Genomic DNA, 16,378 nt, shown 5'->3' on the forward strand with positions numbered 1-16,378 from the left:
CTGGTGAGGCGATTCTAACCCGCAGTCCTTGGCATCTCGAACCGTTTCCCAACAGAACCGGCACGGAAATCGATATTTAGGAGGGGAGACCGGCCCGGATCGGAAACGTCTTAATCATCTCCTCGGAATTTCTCTCAATCGTCGCTCGGATCGTCGTCCGGGATTTGGCCTATGTCACACTGGCATCTTTCCGTATTCGCTACGTGCGCCCGTCATGCCCGTCGCCTTTCTCCATCCGAAGAAGAACGCACTGGTCTATCTGGTAAAGATTCTCAGCGGCTCGCTGATCGTCTGGTTCGGTCTGCGCGCGGCGGGCTTCCCCGAGCCCTACTGGGCGATGATTTCCCTCATCATCGTGACCGAGCCGGACCCGTTGCAGGCGCGCAGCAATTTCAAGGCGCGGTCGATCAACACGATTACGGGCGCGATCGTGGCATGTATCGTCTTGCTGGTAATGGGGCCGGGACTCGCGGCAATGCTCGTGGGGATCACGATTGCCACGCTGGCCGCGATGCTGGTGCAGAACTATCCGGCGAACTGGCGGCTCGGGCCGGCCACTGTCGTCATTCTGATGTCGGCGGCGCTCAGCGGGCAGGGGCAAGGCCTGCATGAAGAATTGAGCCTCGCCATGCTGCGCGTGATCGAAGTGCTGATTGGTTCCACCGTCGCGCTGATCCAGTCGCTGATCTACGGCCGGTATGTGAAGCCGTTGCTGATGCCTGAGGACTGAGCGCCGCGCTTGGCAAGATGCAGAGGTGGACGAAAACGACTGACGTGGCGTCGAGCGCCGCCTGCGCTCGACGCCCTCGGATGGATCCACGCGCCTGAGCCCGCAAGGGCCCAAGAACTCAGGCGCTCAGCGACTCAACGCGACGCCGGTCGGTTATTCGACAGGTAACTCAACGGCAGCGCATTGCTGCGCTTGAATGCGCTCAGCACGATGTTCGAGCGCACGTTCTCCACGCCCGGCACCTGCATGAGTCGCTTCATCACGAATGCCGACAATGCATTGAGATCCGGCACCACGATCCTCAAGAGGTAATCGGCCTCGCCGACTACCGCATGACATTCGAGCACTTCGGGCAGCAGATCGATTTCCGCCTGAAAACGTTCGATGACCTGATCGCCATGATGCTGCAAGCGCAGTGTCGTGAAAGCCGTCACCGCCAGACCCAATGCCTCGGGTCGCAGCACCACGCGATACCCCTCGATGACCCCTGCGGCTTCGAGCCGTTGCAGGCGACGACCGATCTGCGACGCCGAGAGCGCTACATGCTCCGCCAACTGGTGATGGGTGGCCCGTCCTTCCTTCTGCAAGGCGTCCAGAAGGGCCAAATCGAAGCTATCCAGATCAAGCATGACGATTCTCCGCAATAAATCACATTTTTATGCGAAATTTATGCAAACGACTTTCACCACAGGCGCATTATGCGCCCATTTCGCATGCCATGCGCAATACACTTTCAATCATTGTCACCGCTTGATTGAGTCGTTCGCATCATGTCCCTTACTGCCATGCTCCAGGAGCAATTCGAAGCGGGTCTCGCGACCCGCCCCGACTTCACCATCGATCAACCCGTCGAGCAATACGGCGCGGTGGATCACGCGGTGTGGCAGCAGCTCTACGAACGTCAGACGGCCATGTTGCCGGGCCGCGTGTGCGATGCCTTCATGGATGGCATCCGCGCTCTCGACATGGACGCTCGTCGCGTGCCGGAGTTCGATCGCCTGAACGAAAAACTGATCGCGGCGACCGGTTGGCAAGTCGTGGCGGTGCCCGGTCTCGTGCCGGACCACGTGTTCTTCGATCACCTCGCCAATCGACGCTTTCCCGCCACATGGTGGATGCGTCGCCCGGACCAGCTCGACTACCTTCAGGAACCCGACCTTTTCCATGACGTGTTCGGTCATGTGCCGTTGCTCGCCAATCCGGTGTTCGCCGACTTCATGCAAGCTTACGGGAAAGCCGGTACGCTCGCGCAATCGCTCGGCGCGTTGCCGCTACTCGCTCGCCTGTACTGGTACACCGTCGAATTCGGTTTGATGCGTGATGGCAACGGACTGCGCATCTACGGTGCGGGCATTGTGTCCAGTCGGGGAGAGACGGAGTTCTCGCTGACCTCGCACGAGCCCAACCGCGTCGGGTTCTCGCTGGAGCGCGTGTTACGCACGCAATACCGCATCGACACCTTTCAGCAGACGTACTTCGTGATCGACGACTTCGCACAGTTGTTCGATGCCATGCTCGCGGATCTTCCGAGCCTGTTCAGGACGTTCGCCGAGCAGCCCTCGTTCGAGGCCAACGCACGTCGTCCCGAAGACACGGAAATTCTGCTGGCGGCATGATGGCACGGCCCGGGCATTCCGGGCCGCAGCGTCCCAATATCTTCCCCCCCGTCATGACCTCGCCATCGGGGGTGTGCTGGGCAAACGCCGCCGATTCTTGCTCCCATGCACGCTATCAGACAGCGCTTACACACAGGCTCGGTCCGGCTGTGGAACAATAGATCAATGAAACGGCGTCGCGCCGTTTCGTCGGTGTCGCATGGTGCTGCGTCGGATATTGATGCGTCTTCCCCCCACCCCGCACGCAGTCGTCTTCGACGCCGCATTCGCGCCGGCGGATGCCTATCCGTTTGGATCGTTGAATTCGCGCGACCAGCACCTGATCGCGCCAAAGCTGCAACCCACTCGCATCAAATGCTTTGAAAGGAATGCCATGACAACACGACTCTCATCCGAGGAACGCGCCACGCTCGCCGAAGTGCTGCCCGAGTGGCACCAGGTGGTCGGACGCGACGCCATCCAGCGCAGTTTCACGTTTCACGACTTCAACGAAGCGTTTGGCTTCATGACGCAGGTCGCACTCAAGGCGGAGACCATGAACCATCACCCGGAGTGGTTCAACGTCTACAACCGCGTGGACATCACGCTATCGACGCACGATGCCGATGGCCTCACGCAGCGCGACATCGAACTGGCAACGGCCATCGACCAGTACGCCGGCGATCGCACGTCGGGCTGACGCGTCACCGGCGTCGCATGCTCAGCGCTTCGGCGCGAGCATCGTGCCGCGACACGCCTTGCTGCCACAGTGACAGGCGTACTCGCGTTTGAGTTTTTTGGTGTAGCGGGCGTCGATCACGAGACCGTAGTCATAGAAGAGTTCTTCGCCCGCATCGATATCGCGCATCGCATAGATGTAGACGCGATCCCCTTCCTCCCGCGCCTCGCAGTTCGGCGAGCAGGCGTGGTTGATCCAGCGGGCATTGTTGCCGTCGACCTTGCCGTCGATGCAGCGTCCGTCTTCCAGGCTGAAATAAAAGGTATGCGTCGGGTGCGCCGGATCATGCGGATGGCGGCGCAAGGCCTCGCGCCACGAAATGATCTCGCCCTTGTACTGGATCACGCGGTCCCCTTTCTTGAGGCGCTTGACCGCATACACCCCCTTCCCGTGGACGCCTGATTTTCTGACTTCGATTCTGCGCTTGGCTGCCATCTCTATGCGATGAGGTTTGGTGGATGCAAAAAAGCGCAGTGTACAGGCACGCGACGGACATGTGCGTGACAACGACGGACGAAAAAAAACGTCACCCGGTCGTGGATGACGTTCTCCCCCTGATTCGCGCCGCTCGGACGCAACGCCCGAGCGCGGCAAACGATGGCCCGATGCTCAGGTCTTGCTGTACAGCTTCCAGACCTTGTTACGCGTCGCAATATCCGCCTCGACATGCGCATTGCAGTCGAGCGCCAGTCGCGAATCGTCGTAGGTCGTATTGAAGTAGTTGCAGTGGTAGGTGCCCTTGCCGCGGGCAGCCGTCTCGAAATGTTCGCACGTCAGGCACATGCGCTGCTGCGGCACATCGCCCCGGCTCTCCATTGTCGAGATGAGCTTGACGAGCATGCGGTACAGCTGTGCCCGGTCCTTTTCGCTCAGCAGATCGGCAGCCGTCGTCACGAAGCTCGCCCATTGCGATGCCCGCTTGGCCGACGTGCGTCCCTTCGCGGTAAGTCGCAGGGCCAGCGCACGACCATCGTTGGCGTCACGCCGCTTTTCGACAAGCCCCTTGCTTTCGAGCGTACTCACGGCCTCACTGACCGTGGCCGATGTCAGGGCGGCATCCTCCGCAATCTCGCCCAGTCGCATCGGCACACCGCGCATGAGCAGGAGCGTAAGAATTTCACCCTGCGTCGGCGTCAATCCAGACAGCGCCGCGCCTTCCCAGGCGTGGCTCCGTAACGCGGTTCCCATGCGCAACAAGCCTGCCGTTACGCGCTTGGAGAGCGGTTCATCAAGTGGGGTCGGGGTAGCCATGATTTTCGTTAGGATTTCTAAAAACTATACGTCGATAAAACAGCTTGTCAAATGAACTCACGGGCGGTGCATCACACGTCTTGGCCTCATGCATCGTATATTTTGGCGCCCCGCCCGGGGGAAACCCTAAGCTACTTCCGTGTCGATACTCGACGGCGAGTCGCTGTTGAACGCGCCGCCCCACCACGATTCCATTGTGTGTTCTGAGTTGAATTTTGGCGTATCAGTTCTTGTACTGATCTCCCAAATCCTACTCACGATGTTTACAAAATATTGGTGTCCTGCGCACTTGTTTGATCAAGCGACGTATAGACAAAATCATTTCGCATCCCATGCGAATTACATCGTTTGCTGAATTGGTGTAACGCATCGCGCCATCTCAAAGCGCGTCGTACCCCGCACCAATTCTCAACCGCCCTGCAAACCCGCGTGGGGCGTGGCTCGCAGACCGTAGCGATGCGTTTTCCGGGCGATGCGTCCCTGTTACGTCCCCCACGAAAATCTCTCGAAACTCGAGATATCCCCGCATCGTCTCCCCCCTCCCGACGCGCGCGCACGAATCCCCCTGCGTTTCGGACAGAACGCAAATGATTTGAAACACAACCGTCGGTCGTCAGTTTCCGGGGTCTGTGTCGGTCAAAAAAAGGGAAAGAACTGATCGGCGAGTCCACGAGCGGAGGCTTCGGGACACGCGAATGGAGAAATTTGACGGTACGGACGCTTTCGCTCGTTACGCCCAGCAAAACCAACATCGCTCACTTCTTACACCGCATACGACAGGCCGCTAAAACAAGTGGCGAGATTGTAGCCGCGAACCGGTCGGCCAAAGCCAGAACGTCAAAATTATCCACAAAACCGCGTTTTCGAGGGTGTCTTGCACAAAATTTAAGCGCCTGTGGATAACTTTCTGGATAACTTATCGGACTAGTTGTGCATGGGTTCGGGATAAGTCGCGGATCTTTCCACAGGGGTCGAAAACTGTTCAGAGTTGTTCTCGGGATACCCGCTGTTTGTCCATCCAGTTCTCATTCCGGCAACTTCCTGTTTACACACCGTTAACTGTGGTTATCCACAGGAGTTGGCCGCCTTTGTTAACTACTACTATGTATACATACAGTAAACCTATTAAAACCTTAAAACCTTGCTACGAGCGACGCGAAAACGGCAAAACCCTGTCGGCCTGAACAGTGGAAAACGCAGCGCTTGCGATGCGTGATGCCGAGCGCTGGACGCCACTTCCGGCAAGTTTTGCCTGTAAGCGCGGCACGAAAGGCATGCGCTTCGCGCGGTGTGCCGCACAAATGGCTGCGGCAAGGCTCGTCACCGGTAGATCCGCAGTCCGGGCAATAAAAAACCCCGCCAAGGCGGGGTTTCCTCACACCGATCGCTCGCCGATCGATATCGCGAGTCTCAGGCGCTCACGTGCATCACGTCGCCCAGCGCAGACATTGCTGACGAACCATTTCGTTAAGCGACTTCGCATCGGCATGCACCTCGCGCAGCCACACGGCGTCGTTCTTGCCCGACGAGACAAGTTGGCGAATGTCTTCGCAGGCGGCTTCGGCCTCGAGCTTCACCGCGTGCGGTTTGATCAGGTCCAGGGTCTTGGCGATGTGATCGCCCAACATCGAGCGCTCACCCGTCTGAGGATCCACGTAAGCCCCTTCAAGGCCGAAACGGCAGGCCTCGAAGCGGTTGAACGTATAAACCAGATAATCGTCCTCGCTGAGCTCGAACGGACGCTCGTTGAGCAGATAGTGGGCCAGAGACTGGATGTAACAGGCGATGGCGGCCGCGCGGTCAACGGACAAGGGGGTATCCATCACCCGCACCTCGATCGTCCCAAAACCCGGTTTAGGACGAATGTCCCAGTAGAAGTCCTTCATGCTTTCCACGACGCCGGTCTTTACCATCTTGTCGAAGTAGGCTTCGAAGTCCGACCACTTCAGTACGAACGGGGCACGGCCCGACAGCGGGAACGCGAAAACGGAGTTCAGACGGGCCGAGTGGAACCCGGTGTCCACCCCCTGCACGTACGGCGACGAGGCCGACAGCGCGATGAAATGAGGGATATAGCGCGACATTGCGTGCAGGAGGTACAACGCGCTGTCCGGATCCGGACACCCGATATGGACGTGCTGTCCGAAAACCGTGAACTGCTTGGCCAGGTAGCCATAAAGTTCGGACAGGAAGTGAAAGCGCGGCGAGTCGTAAATGGTTCGCTCGCTCCAGCGCTGGAAAGCGTGCGTGCCGCCGCCACACAGCCCGACGTTAAGCTGCTCGCTCGCGGCCACCAGCACGTCGCGCACCCGACGCAATTGCGTGAGCGCGTCGCTATGGTGATGGCAGATATCGGTCGAAAGCTCGATCATGCTTTCGGTCATCTCCGGCTTGATATCGCCCGGGTGCGTTTCCTTGGCGACAAGCCGCATGACGTCGGCGGCCGCCTTGGTCAGATCGTAATCGTGGCGATTGACGATCTGCATTTCCAGCTCCACCCCAAAGGTGCAAGGCTTCGAGGGAATGAATTCTTCAAGTGACATGGCTTAATCCTTCCGTTCACCGACAAGGGCCAATGCCCAATAGACCACCAGCGGCGCCGCCAGTTGCAGCAAGGCAATGGTGCACATCACCACTGCCTTGAGCATCGGATCGAACTGCGGGTAGATGTCGTACGTATCGGCAACGAGTACGAACGCGAGACTGGCCATCGGGCACAACGACAATCCGAGCGCGATGGCCTGCTTGTAACTGATACCGGCCTGGTGCGCGACGGCCACCGTGCCAACCACCTTGGCGGCGCCCCGAACGACGATGATCGCCAGCGCCGCCAATCCGCCGAGCACGAGGTATTCCCACTGGAATGCCAGCGAGGTCAGCACGAACAGCACCACTGCCAGCAGCCAGCCGGCCGTGCCGAAGTACGCGGGCCACAACTGCGGGCGCTCATCCAGATTCCGGAAAATGATCCCGGCGAGCAGCAACGTGAGCGAGTTCGGCAATTTGAGCATGTGCACCAGGGCGACCATGAGCATGATCAGACCGATGAGCATGACGAAGGCATGGTGGTCCTGACTGCCGAACTTTCGGAAGACCAGATTGCAGGCTTTGGCCAGCACGAACGCCAGCACGATCGACCCGATCAGCAGATAGAGCGGATGGAACAGCACGACCCAGAAACTGGAGTGGTACGCCTGGTGCATCCAGCCGTACACAAGCTTGACCGCGACGACCGCGTACACGCTGTTGAGCGCCGCCAGGGCCAGCAGACGTTCCGTCACCTGGCCTTCGGCCCGCAACTCGTTCTTTAGCTGGATGACCACTGCTGGCGATGTGGCCATGCTGATGGATGCGATGAGGACCGCCGTGAGCGGCGATACGCTAAAGACTCGCAGCACCGCGTAGACCGCGACGAAGGTGAGCAAGGCTTCCAGCGCACTGGTGACGATGATCCATGGATTGGATCGCATCCATTTCAGGTTGAGACGACTGCCGAGTTCAAACAGCAGCAGGCCCAGCGCCAGGTCGATCAGCAGCCGGATAGCCGCGCTTGTCTGCGCGTCCAGCATGGATGAAAGACCCAGGGTGCCACCGACCAGCCCGACCACGGCGTAACCGGTGATGCGCGGCAGGCGCAGTCTCCGGAAACAGATTTCCCCGGCGAGTCCGGCAAATACCAATGCCAGCCCGGCGAAGAAAACGGGGTCGGGTGCCGGCGGCCAGCCCGGGAAAAGGGACAGTTCCGACGTCATTAATGCTCGCTTTGCGCCGCTTGACGGCGCATCAAGTGGTGAAAAGGAAAGAAAGTCGCGCGCGGGGTTGCAGATGAAGGACAAATGCGCGACGAACCCGAAGGGTTGGGGTCATTTTGCCACAGTCGGTTTCCGAGGCTTTCAAACGGCCGTTACGATGCCCCGAGCCCCGTCCTGCGGGCACGTCCGGGAGATTAGCTTCCATGGATCGGTTTTGTCTCTTGCCAACGGCGGGCACAGCCGCACGTATGGCGCTGGAGCGTGCCGCATTCATCGGAAAGTCCGGGGGCAAGCGCCAAGGGCGCGTCGCCCCCGCATGGGGCGGGCTTTTCACCCCTATAGGGTCAGAGTCGATTTAATTTTCAGATCCGACTTTTCGGAGGGAAGACGCGTGCGGCCGAGAACGGGCCAGGCCTGGACAACGTGAGCAGCGGTCGGCGCCGCGTTTTGTCTGATGATGTGACGGCTGATGCCAGGGCAAGCGCTCACCCCGCAATGCATCCTCTGCGCTTCGGCTCACGCCTTGCGCAGGGCATGCATCAGGTAACGCGCCGGATCGATGGCGTCTGCCAGATCGCTGCCGATGGGCCACGGCTCGCCGGTTATCTGACTGGCGACGAGTTCCGCGCACAGCGACGCGAAGACCAGTCCGCGCGAGCCGAACGCGAAACTCGCGTAGAGGCCGTCGAGTCGCGGCAGATCTCGCAGATGGCCCCCGGTCAGACGCCGTCGTTGCGGCTCGATAGCGTCCATGTCCGGCAATTGCCCCGCCATCGGCAGCCGGTCAGGGAGCAGCGCCCGGAACGCGGTGCGTCCGCCGAGCGCCTCGGCCGCCCGCTCGTTGGCGAGTCCGTTGTCACCGAAGGCTTCGGCGTGGGCGGGCAACAGGGCGGCCAGACGCCGCAAATTGGCTTGATGGTCGGCCAGTCGCACCTCCGGCGAGGGATCGTCGAAGCCGTATGTCGCCCCCGTGATCGGGCCCGCGCCGCCCAGCGGCGACGGCGCCACATAGCCCTCGCCGCAGACCGGGACGCGCAAGCCCGGCAAGGCGTCCGGCGGCAAGAAGGTCAACTGTCCCCGAACACGTTTGAGCGGCACGAATTCGGATGAGAGATAAGGTGAGAGCAGCTTTTGCGAGACGTCGGCGGCGGTGACGATGGCGACGTCGGCTTCCGCCAGCACCCGCCCCGTCTCGTCGAGCGCGGTCCAGCGACCCGCTTCGCGACGTGCGAGGCGCTCGACATTCACGCCGTAACGCGCGTCCAGCGAGGCACCCGCCGCGACCAGTTCCGCGCGGCACAACATCGCGGGTGCGAGCCATCCGCCCTCCGGGTACCAGACCCCGCCATGGGCCAGCGTTTCGCCAGCGAGCGCAGAGGCCTGCGCCACGTCCACCCACTTCGCATACGACTCCGGATACGCGTGCGTATCCAGCAGATGTTGCAAGGCGAGGGCTTCGTCGTCGGACGTCGCGACCTGAAGCAGACCGTCTGCCCGTCCGGGCAAGCCGCCCGGCAGGGTGCGCCACTGCGAGAGCGCATACAGGAAGCCGGCACGCGTGAGGCGCGACAATACGTTGTCGTCGGCGGAGAGTTGCGGATGGAAGACGCCGGCGGGATTGCCCGAGGCCGCCGAACCCGGCGCCTGGGCCCGTTCGAACAGACGCACGCGCCATCCGCGCGCCACCAGGCATCGCGCCATGGCCGCCCCGGCCATACCCGCCCCCACCACGATCGCCTCGCCCGCCCGTGGCGACGGCGCGACAGGCGGGTCAGGCGGGTCATAGCGCCGCATGCGGTACGGCGGCGCGTAAGGACCGGCCAGCATAGAGCGCTTCGGGCCGTAGCCGTGATGGCGAGCGACCTGAAATCCGGAGGCGATCAGGTCACGTCGAATCTGCCCCACGGCTGTGTACGTTGCCAGCGTTGCGCCGTCACGTGCCAGTCGTCCGAGCGCCTTGAAGATTTCCGGCGTCCAGATATCCGGATTCCTGGCTGGCGAGAAGCCGTCGAGGTAGAAGGCGTCCGCGCCGGCACGCAGCAGCGACAGCAGATCCAGCGCGTCGCCGAACCCCACACTCAGCACCACGCCGGGGGCGAGTTCGAGCCGATGCCAGCCAGCCACGGGCGCCGGCCACACGTCGCACAACCGTTGCACCATCGGCGCGAGCTCGGACATGCCGGGTTGCACGAGCATCGGTTCGAGCATGCGCCGCAGATCCTGGGGACGGAAGGGATACTTCTCCACCGACACGAAATGCAGTCGTGCGGGCCGGTGCGGATCGTCGCGCCAGGCGGCCCATGTGGCGAGGAAATTCAGGCCCAGACCGAAACCCGTCTCGACGATGACGAATTGCTCGCGACCGCGCCAGCGCTCAGGTAATCCGTTGCCGCCGAGGAAGACGTGACGCGCCTGACCGAGCGGGCCGCCCACACTGTGATAGACGTCCTCGAACGCTTCCGAATACGGCGTGCCGTCTTGCGTGGTCGACGGCTGCGCCGGGGTGATCGGCTGAAACGGGGCTCGGGGCCCCATGCCCGCACGACGGTTCATTCGCTCCCTCGCTCTTGCGTCACGATCTCGATCAGTCCGGGCAACGACACCACACCCAGCCACTTCCCTTGGACACCCGCTACCGGCACCCAGTCGGCGTGCATCCCGCCCACAGCGCGCAGCGCGCTCACGAGCGCCATGTCACCGTCGAGTGGCTTGCACGGCGTCACCACTTCGGTCCAGAGCGTCGGCTCGCCCGTCGCTTGCCGCCGCCACCAACTCGCTGCGTCGAGCGTGCCGATCAGACGACCGTCCTGCGCGCGCACCACGAGATTGCGATAACCGGTCTCGACGAAGCGTTCGCCGATGACATCCGGACTGTCGGCGGCGCTCACCACCGCATCGTTGTCCACGGCGAGCGACGACAGTCGCATATCACCGCCCTCGCCCGTCATGGACAGCCAGCGACCCGCCACCCGATTGCGTCGCAACGACTTGGCGTAGACGGAGTCGGCACGAATCGTGTGCGCCGTCAGATAGGCGGTGACGCACGCGAGCATGAGCGGGAGCACGACCTGATAACTCAACGTCATCTCGAAGATCATCAGAATCGACATCAGTGGCGCATAGGTGGTCGCCGCGAGAAACGCGCCCATACCAACCACGGCGTAGCTGCTCGCCACGGATGCCGTCGCAGGCGCCAGCGCGTTCATTGCCAGGCCGTAGAGACTGCCAAGGGCGGCGCCGACGAACAGCGTTGGCGTGAAAACCCCGCCCACCGCACCGGAGCCGGCAGACGACGCCGTCGCCAGTACCTTGAATACCAGCACCATCGCCAGCGCTTGCCACGCCCAATGCGTATGCAAAATCGAATTCACGACGCTGTAACCGTTGCCCCAGACCTGCGGCACCTGCAACGACAGCACGCCCACCACCAGGCCGCCGAGCGCGAGACGCAGGAACAGCGGGACCGGCAAGGCGCTAAAGCGCGCCTTGGCGCTGTCGAGCAGACGCAGGAACAATGGCGCAAGCACGCCGGCCAGCACGCCGAGGCCCACGTAGAAGAAGACCTCCCAGCCGGAGACGAAGTCGAAGCGCGGCATCTGGTAGACGGCGTCGTATCCGAGGAACTGGCGAATGACGATGTTGGCGATGACAGAGGCGACGACCAGCGGCCCGAGGGTGGCCGTCGAGATCGAGCCGTAGACGATCTCGGAGATAAAGAGCGCGCCCGCGATCGGGGCGTTGTAAGCGGACGTAATGCCTGCGGTCGCACCGCACGCCACCAGCAGCCGCAAGCGCTCGGGCGGGAACGCCAGTATGCGTCCGACGAGCGAGGCGAACATCGCCGCGAGCTGCACCATCGGCCCTTCCCGGCCGATCGACGCCCCCGACGCGACCGAACATAGCGACGACAGACTCTTGACGAGTGTTTGCCGAAGGCTGAGCACGCCGGTGCCGATGGCGATCGCTTCCATGTAGTCGTCGGCGCCCTTTTTTGGCACCCACAACGTGGCGTACTGGAGGATCAGTCCGGCGACGAGACCGCCCGCGCTCGGTAGCAGCAGGCGCTGCCACCAGTCGTAGTTTTGCGCGAGCTCGACCATGCCGCTGCGATGGCCTGCGAGGAGAAATTGCACACCGGAGAGCGCTTCACGAAACGCGACAGTGGCCAACGCCCCCAGCAGCCCGACGATGCCGGCAAGCAGCAGCGTGATTTGCAGGGTGTTCGGTGCGAATTGACGCCGCACCCACACAACGACGGGCGATTTGGCCCAGGCGGACACTGCTGACACGGATAAGAGACGGAGTTGTTGTCGTAGTGGGCCTCATGGTATCGACCGACGCCTTTTTTTGAAAGCGACCCACGGGCGCTCGATGTCGACGTCAAAAACTGAGTAACGCTCAGGTAACGTAATTTTCGCTTCACATGTCGATGTCGCGCTGACCCGAGCGCCCGAGCGCGCGCGCGGCGGATTTGCGACGGTTTTCATGGAGGGCATTGGCGGCTGGGGATCGGAACCCGCACAGATATCCCGCCGAGAGCGTGATGCGCGCATTTTCTCGGGGAAACTGAAAATTGCTCAGATAACGTGTTTTTTGGAGGGATGTTGCGACGATTCCACGGCACGCTGCTAGGTGTTCGAACTGCCTCCCATCGTTCATCGACGTCAGCGCTACCCGGTTTTACGGGCATTTCTCAGGAGGCGCCCGCATACCGGATTCTTGCGACCGTCTGCGCTGCGCGCCATTTCTGACTCGTATTCAGACAAAGATAAATTTCGAGGCGGGGACGCGTAAACGCTCCGAAAACACACGCTGCCCCGCAGTGTTCCAGATGCGTCACTTCGCTGGTCACATTCCACGCAGTGAAATAGAATGGCGCGCAATCGAATTGGAAATGAAGCGTAATTCCCGAATGGCAGTCAGCAAAAAGGCCGCACAAAAAACGCCCGTGCGTCTGGAAGATCAATTGGGCTTCGCGTTGTACGCAGCTTCACTGGCAATGACCAAAGCACACAAGCCGATGCTCGACAGACTCGGTTTGACCTACTCGCAATACCTCGCGATGGTGGTGCTCTGGGAGCAGGACGACATTGCCGTCAATCAGTTGGGGGCGCGTCTCGGGCTGGATTCCGGTACGTTGACGCCGCTGCTGAAACGACTGGAAACGATGGGACTTTTGACGCGACGGCGCGGGGAGGAAGACGAGCGACAGGTCTTCATCGACCTTACGCCGCGCGGTGTAAATCTGCGCCGTGAAGCGCGTCAGGTACCGGCACAGATCCAGGCCGCGACCGGGCAATCCGATGCCGCACAAAAGACGTTGCGAAACCTGTTGCTGCAACTGCGCGACGCTCTGAACGACGCCTGACCAAAAGAAAACGCGCGTCTCCTTGCGGAAAGACGCGCGTCATTCAGTTGTGCACAACCTAATGTGAAAACCGTGGAATCTCAGTGCGCTGGCACGAGCATTTCCATGCCGTCGATCTTCTCGACGGTGTAGCCGGCGTCACGCCAGGCATCCAGCCCGCCGAGCAGCGGACGCACCTCCGTGAAGCCCTGCTGACGCAATTGCTGTGCGAGTTTGGCCGCTGTCACCTCATTGGGACATGCGCAAAACACGACGATCCGGCGCTCGCGCGGCACATCGCGCAATTTCTCGGCGATTTCCTCGGGTTCGACGGCGATGGCGCCGGGTATCGTGAAGGGGTCGACGGCTCGGCGTGCGGCAGAGCGTACGTCGATCACGACCGGCGTGACGTCGTCCTTCATCCACGCTTCGAGCGTCTGCACGCCGATTCGCGCCATGCGCAGCGAGCGCAGCAACCGGTAGCGGTTCAGCCAGCGATTGAGCAGGTACAGCGCGAAGACGAGCGCCACGAGCCACAGCACACCCCGACCGAGCGTGTCGAAGGCGTCGAGCACCGCGACGATGTGCGACGCGAAGCCGACGCCCAGCGCCACGGCGACACCCGACCAGAGCACGGCGCCGATGGCGTCATACAGCAGGAAGGTGCGCCACGACACGCCGAGCGCGCCAGCCATCGGCACCGACAATGCCGAGAGTCCCGGCACGAAACGAGCAAACATCAGCACGCGCACGCCATGACGTCCGATCGCTCCTTCCGTGCGGCTCACGCATGTGTCCGGCGAGATCGACAGACGGCACATGAGGCGCAGGATGTGGTGACCGTAGCGGCGTCCGGCGAGGAACCAGAGCGCATCGCCCAGCAGGGCCGCCACGACGGCCAACGCCACGATCAGTAACGGCGGGAATAGCGATGTCGACGCCGTGACGATGAGCGTAGGGTAAGCCGGCAGCGGCAACCCCAGCGCCTGTCCGAAGATGTTCAGAAAGACGAGCCAGAGCCCGAAGCGGGCGATCATATCGAACAACATGCCGGGTACCTGTTGGGCAGAAAGGGGTGGGCAAAGGCGCCGCCAAGCCGGAAACGGATAAAGCGCGCGCCACTGCGCGCAATACCGCATGTTAGCGCCGCGCCGTGACGGCAAGAAGCCGTGAAGCCGAAAAGTACTGTTGCTAATCTGGAACGATGGCCGCCACGCCGGGCGGCCTCCCCCGAGACTGCCGACCTGAGATTCCGACGTGGCGAATTCGCGTCCCTCAGTGGCCCATCGAAGGCGCAGCGCCCTTCTTCGGCTTGGTCACCCAAACCAGCACCGCCAGGGCGAGAAACACGTAGCCCGACAGATGAAAGATGTCGTTCGTCGCCAGCATGAAGGCCTGTCGCGTCACCACCTCGTTGAGCATGCCGATGTCGGCGCCGTTCGCGAGCCCCAGCCCCTGACGCAATTGTTCGAGGTAGCTGGTGGTGGCGTCGGAATACGGTGTGACGTGCTCCGCGAGCCGCGCGTGATGGTAGATGGCGCGGTCTTCCCACATCGTCGTGCTCACTGCCGTGCCAATGGCTCCCGAGAGGGTGCGAAAGAAGTTCGACAAGCCCGAGGCGGCGGCCAGCCGCTCGTCCGAAATGCTCGATAGCGTAATGGTCGTGACCGGCACGAAGAAACAGGCGATGCCGATGCCCTGCACGAGCCGCGGCTCGATGACCTTGGCGAACGACAGATTCAGGGCGAAATACGAATTCCAGAACGACACGCCGGCGAAGACAAGGAACGCAAACGACGCCACGGCCCGCAAATTCAGGCGGTTCATGTTCTGCCCGATGATCGGCGAGAGCACGAGCGCCAGCAGACCGACCGGCGCGGTGGCGAGTCCCGCCTTGCCCGCCGTGTAATCCATCACGGTCTGAAGCCACAGCGGGAAGATGACCACCGAGGCGAAGAACGTCATGAAGCCGAACGAGATTACCACTACGCCGAGCGCGAAATTACGGTCCTTGAAAAGCGAGAGGTCGATGACGGGTCTGTCCGACGTGAGCTCCCAGAGGATCAGGAACGACAGACACACCGCAGCCGTGATCGCGAGCGTTACGATCAGGCCGTTGTTGAACCAGTCTCGGTCCTTGCCGAGGTCGAGCATCATCTGCAGCGAACCGACGCCTACGGCCAGTAGCGCCAGCCCGATCACGTCGATGGGCAGCTTCTGCGTCTTCGTTTCATGTCCGCGCAGGAGAATGAGGCATGACACGGCGGAGAACACGCCGACCGGCACATTGATGTAAAAGATCCACGGCCAGGTGTAGTTGTCGGTGATCCACCCGCCGATCACGGGACCGAAAATGGGCGCGACGATAACGGTCATCGCCCACAATCCGAGCGCCAATCCGCGCTTCTTCTCGGGAAAGCTGCGTAACAGAATGGTCTGCGAGAGCGGCACCATCGGTCCGGATACGAGCCCTTGCAGCAAGCGGAAGATGACGAGCGATTCCATGTTGGGCGCCAGTCCGCAGAGCATGGAGGCAATCGTGAAGGCCGTGACCGACATGACGAAAAGCTTCGCTTCGCCTACGCGCCGCGCGAGCCATCCGGTGAGCGGAACGGCAATGGCGGCGGCGACGGCGTACGAGCTGATGACCCACGTCCCCTGACTGTTCGACACCCCCAGACTGCCGGCGATGGTCGGTACGGCGACGTTCGCGATGGATGTGTCGAGCACCTCCATGAACGTGCCCAATGCCAGTCCGATGGTGAGAATGGCCAGTCGCCCGCCGGTGAGCGGTGCGCCTTGTGTGCCTTGCGGCGCGGCGTCGGCGGGTGCGGTGGCGGCGTTTGCCATGTGATGCCTCTCCCTGAAATCATGATCGCCTCGCAAGGGCCCCATGGGGCGGACGTGGTCCGGCGTCGTGGGGACGAACGCGGTCGAACGGGGTTAAACGAGGTTAAACGAGGT

General features: G+C 61.8%; 13 protein-coding genes. 4 read left to right on the top strand and 9 right to left on the bottom strand.

Annotation, left to right across the window (positions count from 1 at the left end; genetic code table 11):
- Positions 1 to 214: 214 nt before the first annotated feature.
- Positions 215 to 730, top strand: coding sequence for an FUSC family protein (locus UC34_RS24440; protein WP_044457526.1), 516 nt, complete (start codon positions 215 to 217; stop codon positions 728 to 730).
- Positions 731 to 864: 134 nt separating this feature from the next.
- Here the strand turns inward: UC34_RS24440 and UC34_RS24445 are convergent, their stop codons facing one another.
- The gene (locus UC34_RS24445) at positions 865 to 1,359 is read right to left on the bottom strand and encodes an Lrp/AsnC family transcriptional regulator (RefSeq protein WP_039394205.1); all 495 of its coding nucleotides are present in this window, start codon (positions 1,357 to 1,359) and stop codon (positions 865 to 867) included.
- Positions 1,360 to 1,500: 141 nt separating this feature from the next.
- On the opposite strand from UC34_RS24445, the gene phhA reads away from it, so the two are divergent.
- Together phhA and UC34_RS24455 are read left to right on the top strand one after the other, a co-directional pair.
- Entirely contained in the window at positions 1,501 to 2,346 is an 846-nt protein-coding gene (gene phhA / locus UC34_RS24450; RefSeq protein WP_044457527.1) for a phenylalanine 4-monooxygenase, read from the top strand.
- A 373-nt stretch (positions 2,347 to 2,719) separates the two neighbouring features.
- On the top strand, positions 2,720 to 3,025 hold the full coding sequence (locus UC34_RS24455; protein WP_044458646.1) for a 4a-hydroxytetrahydrobiopterin dehydratase: 306 nt from the start codon (positions 2,720 to 2,722) through the stop codon (positions 3,023 to 3,025).
- A gap of 21 nt (positions 3,026 to 3,046) precedes the next feature.
- Here the strand turns inward: UC34_RS24455 and UC34_RS24460 are convergent, their stop codons facing one another.
- The 6 genes from UC34_RS24460 to UC34_RS24485 form a co-directional block, all read right to left on the bottom strand.
- Positions 3,047 to 3,499, bottom strand: coding sequence for an SET domain-containing protein (locus tag UC34_RS24460; protein ID WP_044457528.1), 453 nt, complete (start codon positions 3,497 to 3,499; stop codon positions 3,047 to 3,049).
- Positions 3,500 to 3,673: 174 nt separating this feature from the next.
- Entirely contained in the window at positions 3,674 to 4,315 is a 642-nt protein-coding gene (locus UC34_RS24465) for a MarR family winged helix-turn-helix transcriptional regulator (protein ID WP_044457529.1), read from the bottom strand.
- Between the two features lie 1,427 nt (positions 4,316 to 5,742).
- Positions 5,743 to 6,858, bottom strand: a complete 1,116-nt coding sequence (locus tag UC34_RS24470) for a YbdK family carboxylate-amine ligase (protein WP_044457530.1) — start codon at positions 6,856 to 6,858, stop codon at positions 5,743 to 5,745.
- A 3-nt stretch (positions 6,859 to 6,861) separates the two neighbouring features.
- Positions 6,862 to 8,067 carry a cation:proton antiporter gene (locus UC34_RS24475; RefSeq protein WP_044457531.1) on the bottom strand — a complete coding sequence of 402 codons (1,206 nt, stop codon included), beginning with the start codon at positions 8,065 to 8,067 and terminating at the stop codon, positions 6,862 to 6,864.
- A gap of 516 nt (positions 8,068 to 8,583) precedes the next feature.
- Entirely contained in the window at positions 8,584 to 10,620 is a 2,037-nt protein-coding gene (gene mnmC, locus UC34_RS24480; RefSeq protein WP_418303918.1) for a bifunctional tRNA (5-methylaminomethyl-2-thiouridine)(34)-methyltransferase MnmC2/FAD-dependent 5-carboxymethylaminomethyl-2-thiouridine(34) oxidoreductase MnmC1, read from the bottom strand.
- A complete protein-coding gene (locus tag UC34_RS24485; protein ID WP_044458648.1) occupies positions 10,617 to 12,317 on the bottom strand; it encodes a ClcB-like voltage-gated chloride channel protein in 1,701 nt (566 codons plus the stop codon). Before UC34_RS24485 ends, mnmC begins: the two co-directional genes overlap by 4 nt.
- Positions 12,318 to 12,979: 662 nt before the next feature.
- On the opposite strand from UC34_RS24485, the gene UC34_RS24490 reads away from it, so the two are divergent.
- Positions 12,980 to 13,435, top strand: a complete 456-nt coding sequence (locus tag UC34_RS24490) for a MarR family winged helix-turn-helix transcriptional regulator (protein ID WP_044457532.1) — start codon at positions 12,980 to 12,982, stop codon at positions 13,433 to 13,435.
- Between the two features lie 80 nt (positions 13,436 to 13,515).
- On the opposite strand, the gene UC34_RS24495 is transcribed toward UC34_RS24490, so the two are convergent.
- Both UC34_RS24495 and UC34_RS24500 read right to left on the bottom strand, forming a co-directional pair.
- Positions 13,516 to 14,463 (bottom strand): DedA family protein/thiosulfate sulfurtransferase GlpE, encoded by a 948-nt coding sequence (locus tag UC34_RS24495; protein ID WP_044457533.1) that lies wholly within the window; start codon positions 14,461 to 14,463, stop codon positions 13,516 to 13,518.
- A 226-nt stretch (positions 14,464 to 14,689) separates the two neighbouring features.
- Positions 14,690 to 16,264, bottom strand: coding sequence for a DHA2 family efflux MFS transporter permease subunit (locus UC34_RS24500; protein ID WP_044457534.1), 1,575 nt, complete (start codon positions 16,262 to 16,264; stop codon positions 14,690 to 14,692).
- Positions 16,265 to 16,378 lie beyond the last annotated feature (114 nt).

It is taken from the genome of Pandoraea vervacti (genome assembly GCF_000934605.2).
Taxonomy (GTDB): Bacteria; Pseudomonadota; Gammaproteobacteria; order Burkholderiales; family Burkholderiaceae; genus Pandoraea; species Pandoraea vervacti.